Here is an 11,075-nt window from a genome sequence, read left to right on the forward strand (position 1 = left end):
TGCTTCGCGAATGCGGTGGATCAGTCGACATCTTCAGTGACTGACACTCCGCATTCGCGAGCAAGCCCGCTCTCACATTTTGACCGTCTTCCAAGCCAGTGCCTGTCAGTCGACTTTCTCGAACTTCAAATCCCACACCCCATGCCCCAACCGCTCGCCACGACGTTCGAACTTGGTGATCGGACGCTCTGCCGGGCGCGGCACGCATTTGCCGTCTTCAGCCAGGTTGCGGTAGCCGGGGGCGACGTTCATCACTTCCAGCATGTATTCGGCATACGGTTCCCAGTCGGTGGCCATGTGCAGGACGCCGCCCACCTTCAGCTTGCTGCGTACCAGTTCCGCGAAGGAAGCCTGGACGATGCGCCGCTTGTGGTGACGGGCTTTGTGCCACGGGTCGGGGAAGAACAGCATCAGGCGGTCGAGGCTGTTGTCGGCGATGCAGCGGTTAAGCACTTCAATCGCGTCGCAGTCATACACCCGCAGATTGGTCAGGCCCTGGGTCAGCACGCCGTTGAGCAGCGCACCGACACCTGGGCGGTGCACTTCTACACCGATGAAATCCTGATCCGGCGCGGCCGCGGCCATCTCCAGCAGGGAGTGCCCCATGCCGAAGCCGATTTCCAGGGAACGCGGGCCCGAACGGCCGAACACCTGGTCGTAGTCCACCGGCGCGTCGGCCAGGGGCAACACAAACAGCGGCGTGCCTTGCTCAAGGCCCTTTTGCTGGCCTTCGGTCATGCGGCCGGCGCGCATCACGAAGCTTTTGATGCGGCGGTGCTTGGACTCGTCGCCTGCTTGCTCGGTGTTCGGCGTTTCGTTTGATTCAGTCATCAATAGCTCTTACTTGATCAGACCATCCAGCGGCGAAGAGGCGCTGGCATAGAGTTTTTTCGGCATGCGCCCGGCGAGGTAGGCCAGGCGGCCCGCGACGATCGCGTGTTGCATGGCTTGGGCCATCATGATCGGTTGCTGGGCATGGGCGATGGCTGAGTTCATCAGCACTGCGTCGCAGCCCAGCTCCATGGCGATGGTGGCGTCGGAGGCGGTGCCCACGCCCGCGTCCACCAGCACCGGGATTTTGGCTTCTTCGAGGATGATCTGCAGGTTGTATGGATTGCAGATACCCAGGCCGGAACCGATCAGGCCGGCCAGCGGCATCACCGCGATGCAGCCGATTTCCGCCAGCTGGCGGGCGATGATCGGGTCATCGCTGGTGTAGACCATCACGTCAAAGCCTTCCTTGACCAGCGTTTCGGCGGCCTTGAGGGTTTCGATCACGTTGGGGAACAAGGTTTTCTGGTCGGCCAGCACTTCCAGCTTCACCAAGTTGTGGCCGTCGAGCAGTTCACGGGCCAGGCGGCAGGTGCGCACGGCTTCGATGGCGTCGTAGCAACCGGCGGTGTTCGGCAGGAATGTGTAACGGTCTGGCGACAGCACTTCGAGCAAGTTCGGCTCGCCCTCGATCTGGCCGAGGTTGGTGCGGCGTACGGCGAAGGTAACGATTTCAGCGCCCGAGGCTTCGATAGCCAGACGGGTTTCTTCCATGTCGCGGTACTTGCCGGTGCCGACCAGCAGACGGGACTGGTAGGTGCGACCGGCCAGGACGAAGGGCTTGTCGCTACGAACGATGCTCATGGGAAATCCTCGTAATGGGGTGAGGTTCTGCAGGATGCGTTACGGCCGGGGCGACTAGCCGCCGCCGATGGCGTGGACCACTTCGACCTGGTCACCTTCGCTGAGCGCGGTGCCTTCGTGCTGGCTGCGCGGGACGATATCCAGGTTGAGCTCCACTGCGACACGACGCCCGGTGAGGTCCAGGCGGGTCAGCAGGGCCGCGACGGTTGCACCGTCGGGCAGTTCAAAGGGTTCGCCGTTCAACTGAATGCGCATGCCACGGGCCGCCATCGTTTTTAGGGGCCGGCATTCTAACGCGATTGGGACCTGAAGGTCAGCTCCAAGCGTCAAGCGGTCAAAGCTGCAGGCGCCACGCCGCCAAGCCCAGGAAGAACCAGCCGAGCAGGAACGCCAGGCCACCAAATGGCGTAATGATGCCCAGCTTGCTGATCCCGGTCATCGTCAACACATACAGGCTGCCGGAGAACAGCAAAATACCGACGACAAATGAAACACCCGCCCAGGTGACCAGCCGGCCGGGAATATGCGCGGCCAGCAGGGCCACGCCGAACAAAGCCAGGGTGTGTACCAGTTGATACGTCACGCCGGTATGGAAAATCGTCAGGTATTCGGCGCTCAGGCGATTCTTCAGGCCGTGGGCGGCGAAGGCGCCGAGGGCGACACCGGTGAAACCGAAAAAAGCAGCCAGCATCAGAAAGCTACGCAGCATGAGGAACTCCAGTCAGACTCATCGGGCAGGGTCTGTATAATGGCCCGCTCAACGGGTTCGGCCAAGCCATCTCTATGCTGCGTGTCCTCTTCAAACGCTTTCTCAACGTCGTGAAATGGTTCGCCATCGGCAGTGTGCTGCTGGTGCTGCTGTTTCGCGTCGTACCGCCGCCGTTCACGGCGCTTATGGTGGAACGCAAGGTCGAATCCTGGATCGACGGCGAGCCTATCGACCTGCAGCGCAGCTGGGTGCCGTGGGACGAAATATCCAACGACCTCAAAGTGGCGGTGATGGCCGGCGAAGACCAGCGTTTCCCGCAGCACTGGGGCTTTGATTTTGGCGCGATCCAGGCGGCGATCCTGCACAACGAGCGCGGCGGTTCGATCCGCGGCGCCAGTACGTTGAGCCAGCAGGTGTCGAAAAACCTGTTCCTGTGGGCCGGCCGCAGTTATGTGCGCAAGGGCCTGGAGGCGTGGTTTACCGGATTGATCGAAGTGCTCTGGCCCAAGCAGCGCATTCTTGAGGTGTACCTCAACAGCGTGGAGTGGGATGAGGGCGTGTTCGGTGCGCAAGCAGCGGCGCGGCATCATTTTGGGGTGAGCGCCAAGGGGCTGTCGCGGCAGCAGGCCAGTTATTTGGCGGCAGTGTTGCCCAATCCAAGGGTATGGAGCGCCAGCCATCCGACGGCCTATGTGGCGCGCCGCGCGGCTTGGATTCGCCAGCAGATGAGCCAGCTCGGCGGAGATGGTTACCTGCTTGAACTGAACAACGCTCGCAAAGCCCCCTGGTCCGACTGACACAACACGGTGCCAGCTCCCACATTGAACCGAGGTATGCTTGGATTCTGAGCAAAACAAAATGCCCCGATCTTTCGATCGGGGCATTTTTTTGTCTCTTCGCTGTGTTTTAGGCGGCGATCGACAGTTTCAGCTTGTTCATCGCGCTTTTCTCAAGCTGACGAATCCGCTCAGCCGACACGTTGTACTTCTGCGCCAGGTCATGCAGCGTGGCTTTTTCTTCCGCCAGCCAGCGCTGGTACAGAATGTCACGGCTGCGGTCGTCCAGCACTTCCAGCGCTTCGTGCAGGTTGTGATTGGAATTGTCGCTCCAATCGGCGTCTTCCAGTTGACGCGCCGGATCGTACCGGTGGTCTTCCAGATAGTTGGCCGGCGATTGGAAGGCGCTGTCATCGTCTGCCTCGGCAGCCGGGTCGAAGGCCATGTCATGGCCGGTCAGGCGGCTTTCCATCTCGCGCACTTCACGGGGTTCCACGCCAAGGCTTTCGGCCACGCGGTGGACTTCCTCGTTGTTCAGCCACGCCAGGCGCTTCTTCTGGCTGCGCAGGTTGAAGAACAGCTTGCGCTGGGCCTTGGTGGTCGCGACTTTCACAATGCGCCAGTTGCGCAAGATGAACTCGTGAATTTCCGCCTTGATCCAGTGCACGGCGAACGACACCAGGCGCACACCCATTTCCGGGTTGAAGCGCTTCACGGCCTTCATCAGGCCCACGTTGCCTTCCTGAATCAGGTCAGCCTGGGCCAAGCCGTAGCCGCTATAGCTACGGGCGATATGTACGACAAAACGCAGGTGGGCGAGCACCATCTGCCGAGCCGCCCCCAAATCCTGCTCATAGTAGAGACTCTCGGCCAGTTCACGCTCCTGCTCGGGTGTCAGCAATGGAATGCTGTTGACCGTGTGCACATAGGCTTCCAGGTTCGCACCCGGGACCAAGGCATAAGCAGGTTGCAAAGAAGTGGTCATACGAAAAAACCTCCGACTCACATAACTCGTGCAGTTCAGCACTGCGAAAATTGACCGGGGAACCGTAGGACAAGTTCCCTAAACTGCTGACAAGGTCAATACAAACGAAACCACATTACCCTGACGTTAACTACTTCGGTGCCAGCTCACGTAAATGCCGTGCGACCGCAATCCACGCACCGATATACCCCAACAAGACCGCGCCAAGCAAGAGGCTCAGACCATCGGCTGCCGGCACCCCAGCCAGGGCAAAATCGCTGCCGTACAAGCCGGCAAGCCCGATAACCGCGTCGTTCAGCCAGTCTAGTCCAAAAGCCAGCACGCCCCAGGACAAAACCCCGGCACCCAAGCCATAAAGCGCGCCCATGTACAGAAAAGGACGACGCACATAGCTGTCCGTGCCGCCGACCAGTTTAATCACTTCTATCTCGGTGCGACGGTTTTCAATATGAAGACGAATGGTATTACCTATCACCAAAAGTAATGCAGACACCAACAACACCGTCAAACCGAACACAAAGCGGTCGCCCAGCTTGAGGATCGCCGCCAGTCGCTCTACCCAGACTAGATCAAGTTGGGCCTGTTGCACCTTCGGCATCTCTGCGAGTTTTTGTCGCAGGGCTTCCAGCGCAGGCTTGTCCACTTCATTGGGGGTCACCAGCACCACGCCCGGCAGCGGGTTTTGCGGCAGCTCTTTAAGCGCCTCGCCCAGGCCGGATTGTTGCTGGAACTCTTCAAGGGCCTGATCGCGGCTGATGTATTCGGCATCCGCCACACCGGGCATATTCTTGATGTCGTCGCGCAGGCCCTCGCCATCCTTGGTGCTGGCGTCGAGGTTGAGGTACAGGGAAATCTGCGCGGCACGCTGCCACGAGCCACCGAGGCGCTCCACATTATTAAGCAGCAACGACAAGCCCATCGGCAGGCTCAGCGCCACCGCCATCACCAGGCAGGTGAAAAAGCTGCCGATCGGCTGTTTGCCCAGGCGGCGCAGGCTGTCGAGCAGGCTGGCGCGATGGCTTTCGATCCAGGCATGCAACAGGGTGCCGAAGTCCGGGCCGTCGTCATCGTCGTGTTTTTTCTTTTTCGGTTGCGGGTCGGCCGGTTTCGGCGCCACGCGTTCGGATACTTTAGGGCTGCGGGTTGCACTCATACGCCTGCCTCCCCGTCACCGATCAGACGACCGCGCTGCAGGGTCAGCATGCGATGGCGCATGCGGGCAATCAGGGCCAGGTCGTGACTGGCGATCAGCACGCTGGTGCCCAGCCGGTTGATATCTTCGAACACCCCCATGATCTCGGCCGCCAGGCGCGGGTCAAGGTTCCCGGTGGGTTCATCAGCCAGCAGCAAGGCCGGGCGGTGGACGATGGCGCGAGCGATCCCGACGCGCTGTTGCTGCCCGGTGGACAGGTCGCCGGGGTAGAGGTCGGTCTTGTCCGACAGGGCCACGCGCTCCAGGGCCGAATCCACGCGTTTGACGATCTCGGCCTTGGACAGCCCGAGAATCTGCAGGGGCAAGGCAATGTTGTTGAACACCGTGCGATCGAACAGCAACTGGTGGTTCTGGAACACCACGCCGATCTGACGGCGCAGGAACGGGATCTGCGCATTGCTGATGGTGGCCAGATCCTGGCCCGCCAGCAGCAGCTTGCCGGTGGTCGGACGTTCCATGGCCAGCAGCAGGCGCAACAAGGTGCTTTTACCGGCGCCGGAGTGGCCGGTCACGAACAGAAACTCGCCCCGGCGTACTCGAAAGCTCAGCTCATGCAAGCCCACATGCCCGTTGGCGTAGCGTTTACCGACCTGTTCGAATCGAATCATGAACGCTCCCGCTCGGCGAATAGTGCCTGTACAAAGGGTTCGGCTTCAAAGGTGCGCAGGTCGTCGATGCCTTCACCGACGCCGATGTAACGAATCGGCAACCCGAACTGTTTGGCCAGGGCAAAGATCACCCCGCCCTTGGCCGTGCCGTCGAGCTTAGTCAATGCCAGGCCGGTCAGTTGCACCGTCTGGTTGAACTGCTTGGCCTGGCTGATGGCGTTCTGCCCGGTACCGGCGTCCAGCACCAGCAGGACTTCGTGCGGGGCATCGGCGTCGAGCTTGCCGATCACGCGGCGCACTTTCTTCAGCTCTTCCATCAAGTTGTCTTTGGTGTGCAGGCGACCGGCGGTGTCGGCGATCAACACATCGATGTTACGGGCCTTGGCGGCCTGCACGGCATCGAAGATCACCGAAGCGGAGTCGGCACCGGTGTGCTGGGCGATCACCGGAATCTTGTTACGCTCGCCCCACACTTGCAGCTGCTCAACGGCAGCGGCACGGAACGTGTCGCCGGCGGCGAGCATGACTTTTTTGCCCTCACCCTGCAGCTTTTTGGCCAGCTTGCCGATGGTGGTGGTCTTGCCGGCGCCGTTGACGCCCACGACCAGGATCACGAACGGTTTTTTCGGGGTGATCACCAGCGGCGCTTCAACGGGTTTAAGCATGGCGGCCAGTTCGGCCTGCAAGGATTTGTACAGCGCGTCGGCGTCGGTCAGCTGCTTGCGCGCGACCTTCTGGGTCAGGCTCTGGATGATGACGGCGGTGGCTTCGACGCCCACGTCTGCGGTGAGCAGGCGGGTTTCGATGTCTTCCAGCAGCTCATCATCGATGGTCTTTTTGCCGAGGAACAGGCTGGCCATGCCTTCGCCGATACTGGCGCTGGTTTTGCTCAGGCCCTGCTTGAGGCGGGTGAAAAAGCCGGTTTTGCTGGTTTCGGCGACAGGCTCTTCGACGACGGTGGGCGCAGCAACCACCGCAGCCGCGGGTGTTTGGACGGCAGGTGGCGTCGGGGCGACTGTCGCTGCGGGTTCGACCACCGCAGGAATAGGCGGCGTTACATGCTCAACCTGCACATCTTCAACCAGTGCCACCGGTTCTTCAGCCACCGGCAGTTCCGGCCACGGCTTGTGCTCTGGCTCTGGCTCTGGCTCCGGCTCCGGCTCCGGCTCCGGCTCGACCGCAGGCTGCAGCACCGGCTCGGCCATCGGCAACACCGTCGGCGCCGGCGCTTCGGCAACCGGCTCGGCTTCTACTATAGGCTCAGGGATAGGTTCAGGTTGAACCTGCGGCTGTTCGACGACGGTTTCCTGCGGTTTTTTGCGCAGCCATCCGAACAGGCCTTTTTTCTCGCCAGCCGCAGCTGGGGTCTTCTTGTCGTCGTTGGAACCAAACATGGAGACGGCTATCTCAAGGTAGCGACGCGCCAAGGGGCGCTTCGGTAAATAAAATTCGATGCGTAACAGACTGTTTTTTAGCCAGCTCGTTCATGCGCAACATTTTGTGAGGCCTAAATAGGGCCTTAACAGAACAGCCACAGTGGCCGTCCCTGGGTCGGATCAGTATCCTAGCACCTCCTCGCCCGCCGACGCTAAGACCAAGCGGGCAGTCCAACAGGTTAAAAAACGAATGAATGCTCTAGCCCGCCGCGCCGCAGGCCTGCTGCTCAGCACAGTTTGTCTGCCCCTTTCAGCTTTGGCTGCCGACCCACAACCCACCCATGAATTTACCCTCGACAACGGCCTCAAGGTCGTCGTGCGCGAGGATCATCGCGCGCCAGTGGTGGTTTCCCAGGTTTGGTACAAGGTGGGTTCGAGCTACGAAACCCCGGGCCAGACCGGTTTGTCCCATGCCCTGGAACACATGATGTTCAAGGGCAGCGCCAAGGTCGGCCCCGGCGAAGCCTCGCTGATCCTGCGCGACCTGGGCGCCGAAGAAAATGCGTTCACCAGTGACGACTACACCGCTTACTACCAGGTGCTGGCCCGTGACCGCCTGGGCGTGGCCTTCGAGTTGGAAGCCGACCGCATGGCCAGCCTGCGCCTGCCGGCCGATGAGTTCAGCCGCGAAATCGAGGTGATCAAAGAAGAACGCCGCCTGCGCACCGACGACAACCCGATGTCCAAGGCCTACGAGCGCTTCAAGGCCATGGCCTTCCCGGCCAGCGGCTATCACACGCCAACCATCGGTTGGATGGCCGACCTCGACCGCATGAAGGTCGAGGAACTGCGCCACTGGTACCAAGCCTGGTACGTGCCGAACAACGCGACCCTGGTGGTGGTCGGCGACGTCACGCCGGACGAGGTGAAAAACCTGGCCCAGCGCTACTTCGGCCCGATCCCCAAGCGCGACGTCCCTCCGGCCAAGATCCCGATGGAGCTGGCCGAGCCGGGCGAGCGCCTGCTGACCCTGCACGTGAAAACCCAGCTGCCAAGCGTCTTCCTCGGCTTCAACGTGCCTGGCCTGGCCACTGCCGAGGACAAGCGCTCGGTACAAGCCCTGCGCCTGATCTCGGCCTTGCTCGATGGCGGCTACAGCGCGCGGATCTCCGAGCAGTTGGAGCGCGGTGAAGAGCTGGTGTCCGCCGCTTCCACCGATTACGACGCCTATACCCGCGGCGATACCCTGTTCATGCTGAGCGCCACGCCTAACCAGCAGAAGAAAAAGACCGTCGCCCAAGTTGAAGCCGGCTTGTGGCGCCTGTTGGACGAGCTCAAGGCCAAGCCGCCCACCGCCGAAGAACTCGAGCGCATCCGCGCCCAGGTGATTGCCGGCGTGGTCTACCAGCGCGACTCCATCACCAGCCAGGCCACGGCCATCGGCTCGCTGGAGACCGTGGGCCTGTCCTGGAAGCTGATGGACACTGAGCTTGCCGACCTGCAAAGCGTGACCCCGGAAGATATCCAAAAGGCTGCGCGCACCTATTTCACCCGCGAACGTCTGAGCGTCGCCCATGTTTTGCCTGAGGAGACCGCTCATGAGTGACCGCAAAAGCAACCGCCTGATTCTGCCCGGCCTGGTCGCCGTTACCCTGATCGCGGCCAGTGCCGTGTACGTGTTGCGCCCGAACGAGTCCGTCGCCAGCCCGGCGCTGGACAAAGCCCAATCGGCCAACAAACTGCAATCGCTCGATGAACTGGACGGCAAAGCGCCGACCAACCGCAAGCTCGATGTGCAAACCTGGACCACCGCCGAGGGCGCCAAGGTGCTGTTCGTCGAAGCCCATGAACTGCCGATGTTCGACGTGCGCATCCTGTTCGCCGCCGGCAGCAGCCAGGACGGCAACGTGCCGGGCCTGGCCTTGATGACCAACGCGATGCTCAACGAAGGCGTGCCGGGCAAGGACGTCAGCCAGATCGCCACCGGCTTTGAAGGCCTGGGTGCCGATTTTGGCAATGGCGCCTACCGCGATATGGCCCTGGTGACCCTGCGCAGCTTGAGCGACAGCGACAAGCGCGATGCCGCACTCGCGCTGTTCGATGATGTGATCGGCAAGCCGACGTTCCCGGCCGATTCACTGGCGCGCATCAAGAACCAGATCCTCGCCGGCTTCGAATACCAGAAACAGAACCCCGCCAAACTGGCCAGCATTGAGCTGTTCAAGCGCCTGTACGGCGACCACCCGTATGCCCATCCAAGCGAAGGCACGCCTGAAAGCGTTCCGGCGATTACCGTGCAACAGCTGCAGGCATTCCACGCCAAGGCGTACGCGGCGGGCAATGCCGTGATCGCGGTGGTGGGCGACCTGAGCCGTGCCGACGCCGAAGCCATGACCGCCAAGGTCTCTGCCGCGTTGCCCAAGGGCCCTGCCCTGGCGAAGATTGCCCAGCCAACCGAGCCAAAGGCCGGCCTGAGCCGTATCGAGTTTCCCTCCAAGCAAACCCATCTGCTGTTCGCCCAGTTGGGCATTGATCGTGCCGACCCGGACTACGCCGCACTGTCGCTGGGCAACCAGATCCTCGGCGGTGGTGGTTTCGGCACCCGGTTGATGAGCGAGGTGCGTGAAAAACGCGGCCTTACCTACGGCGTGTACTCGGGGTTCTCGCCGATGCAGGCGCGCGGCCCGTTCATGATCAACCTGCAGACCCGCGCCGAAATGAGCGGTGGCACGCTGCGTCTGGTCGAAGACGTCGTGGCTGACTACCTAAAGACCGGCCCCACCCAGAAAGAGCTGGATGACGCCAAGCGCGAGCTGGCCGGCAGCTTTCCGCTGTCCACCGCCAGCAACGCCGATATCGTCGGGCAACTTGGCGCCATGGGTTTCTACAACCTGCCGCTGAGCTATCTGGAAGATTTCATGAAACAATCCCAGGCCCTGACCGTAGAGCAGGTTAAGGCCGCAATGAATAAACACTTGAGCGCCGACAAGATGGTCATCGTGACCGCCGGCCCGACGATTGCGCAAAAGCCACTACCGCCCCCCACTGATAAACCCGCCGAGCAGCCGCTCGGGGTTCCGGAGCATTAATGGCCAGTTCATCTCGCCCGAAAAAACCTGTCCACAACGTGCATAACGGTGTGGGCCAACTGCGCATCATTGGCGGTGAATGGGGCAGCCGCAAGCTGAGCTTCCCCGATGTCGTAGGCCTGCGCCCGACGCCGGATCGCGTGCGCGAAACTTTGTTCAACTGGCTCGCGCCGTACATCGGCGGCGCCAAGGTGCTTGACCCGTTCGCGGGCAGTGGCGCGTTGTTCCTGGAGGCGCTGTCGCGCGGCGCGTCCCAGGCACAGGCGCTGGATGCGAGCAACGTGGCGGTGTCGAGCCTCAAGGAACACTTGGGCACGTTGCGCTGCACCAACGGCCAGGTTCAGACCGCCGACGCCTTGCGCTACCTGGAAACCCAGGCGGCCAGCGAATATGACGTGGTGTTCCTCGACCCGCCGTTCAACCAGAACCTGCTGCCGACCGTGTGCGCGTTGCTGGAAGAACGCCAATGGCTGGCGCCGGATGCTTGGATCTACACTGAAAGCGAGACCGCGCCTTCGACGCTCGGCCTGCCGGGGAGCTGGCGCCTGCACCGTGAGCAGAAGTCCGGGCGGGTGTATTACGCGCTGTGGCATCGTTCCCTGTAGGAGCGAGCTTGCTCGCGAAGGTAGAGCAGGCGACACGGGTTGCCTGTTAGCGCTGCGTCATCGTTAACGTTTTTCGCGA

Annotated in this window: 12 protein-coding genes; 4 read left to right on the forward strand and 8 right to left on the reverse strand. The window is 61.7% G+C overall.

All coding sequences use genetic code 11. From position 1 onward, the window contains the following. Window positions 1–105: 105 nt before the first annotated feature. The 4 genes from trmB to Q1V60_RS13210 form a co-directional block, all read right to left on the reverse strand. Window positions 106–831: a tRNA (guanosine(46)-N7)-methyltransferase TrmB gene (gene trmB / locus Q1V60_RS13195; RefSeq protein WP_300630995.1), complete on the reverse strand. Its 726-nt coding sequence runs from the start codon at window positions 829–831 to the stop codon at window positions 106–108. 9 nt (window positions 832–840) lie between these two features. Beyond that, a complete protein-coding gene (locus tag Q1V60_RS13200; protein WP_181282511.1) occupies window positions 841–1,635 on the reverse strand; it encodes a thiazole synthase in 795 nt (264 codons plus the stop codon). 54 nt (window positions 1,636–1,689) lie between these two features. Next, on the reverse strand, window positions 1,690–1,890 hold the full coding sequence (gene thiS, locus Q1V60_RS13205; RefSeq protein WP_300630998.1) for a sulfur carrier protein ThiS: 201 nt from the start codon (window positions 1,888–1,890) through the stop codon (window positions 1,690–1,692). 79 nt (window positions 1,891–1,969) lie between these two features. Next, window positions 1,970–2,344, reverse strand: a complete 375-nt coding sequence (locus tag Q1V60_RS13210) for a DUF423 domain-containing protein (protein ID WP_300630999.1) — start codon at window positions 2,342–2,344, stop codon at window positions 1,970–1,972. 74 nt (window positions 2,345–2,418) lie between these two features. Here Q1V60_RS13210 and mtgA point away from each other — a divergent pair, with 74 nt between their 5' ends. Next, window positions 2,419–3,141, forward strand: coding sequence for a monofunctional biosynthetic peptidoglycan transglycosylase (mtgA, locus tag Q1V60_RS13215; RefSeq protein WP_300631000.1), 723 nt, complete (start codon window positions 2,419–2,421; stop codon window positions 3,139–3,141). Window positions 3,142–3,250: 109 nt separating this feature from the next. On the opposite strand, the gene rpoH is transcribed toward mtgA, so the two are convergent. The 4 genes from rpoH to ftsY all read right to left on the reverse strand — a co-directional run bounded on the left by rpoH (window position 3,251) and on the right by ftsY (window position 7,320). Continuing rightward, complete coding sequence (gene rpoH, locus Q1V60_RS13220) at window positions 3,251–4,105, reverse strand: RNA polymerase sigma factor RpoH (protein ID WP_003176698.1); 855 nt, start codon at window positions 4,103–4,105, stop codon at window positions 3,251–3,253. 130 nt (window positions 4,106–4,235) lie between these two features. Continuing rightward, window positions 4,236–5,258 carry a permease-like cell division protein FtsX gene (ftsX, locus tag Q1V60_RS13225; protein WP_300631003.1) on the reverse strand — a complete coding sequence of 341 codons (1,023 nt, stop codon included), beginning with the start codon at window positions 5,256–5,258 and terminating at the stop codon, window positions 4,236–4,238. Next, entirely contained in the window at window positions 5,255–5,926 is a 672-nt protein-coding gene (ftsE, locus tag Q1V60_RS13230) for a cell division ATP-binding protein FtsE (RefSeq protein ID WP_003213784.1), read from the reverse strand. Before ftsE ends, ftsX begins: the two co-directional genes overlap by 4 nt. After that, entirely contained in the window at window positions 5,923–7,320 is a 1,398-nt protein-coding gene (ftsY, locus tag Q1V60_RS13235; protein ID WP_300631006.1) for a signal recognition particle-docking protein FtsY, read from the reverse strand. Before ftsY ends, ftsE begins: the two co-directional genes overlap by 4 nt. 232 nt (window positions 7,321–7,552) lie before the next feature. Here ftsY and Q1V60_RS13240 point away from each other — a divergent pair, with 232 nt between their 5' ends. Genes Q1V60_RS13240 through rsmD form a run of 3 tightly spaced genes read left to right on the forward strand, consistent with a single transcriptional unit; the run spans window position 7,553 to window position 10,996 of the window. After that, window positions 7,553–8,908 (forward strand): pitrilysin family protein, encoded by a 1,356-nt coding sequence (locus Q1V60_RS13240; protein WP_300631008.1) that lies wholly within the window; start codon window positions 7,553–7,555, stop codon window positions 8,906–8,908. Continuing rightward, the gene (locus Q1V60_RS13245) at window positions 8,901–10,391 is read left to right on the forward strand and encodes a pitrilysin family protein (protein ID WP_300631010.1); all 1,491 of its coding nucleotides are present in this window, start codon (window positions 8,901–8,903) and stop codon (window positions 10,389–10,391) included. The genes Q1V60_RS13240 and Q1V60_RS13245 overlap by 8 nt, the downstream gene beginning before the upstream one ends. Beyond that, window positions 10,391–10,996, forward strand: a complete 606-nt coding sequence (gene rsmD / locus Q1V60_RS13250; RefSeq protein WP_300631012.1) for a 16S rRNA (guanine(966)-N(2))-methyltransferase RsmD — start codon at window positions 10,391–10,393, stop codon at window positions 10,994–10,996. The genes Q1V60_RS13245 and rsmD overlap by 1 nt, the downstream gene beginning before the upstream one ends. Window positions 10,997–11,075 lie beyond the last annotated feature (79 nt).

The sequence above is a fragment of the Pseudomonas sp. genome (genome assembly GCF_030147005.1).
Taxonomy (GTDB): Bacteria; Pseudomonadota; Gammaproteobacteria; order Pseudomonadales; family Pseudomonadaceae; genus Aquipseudomonas.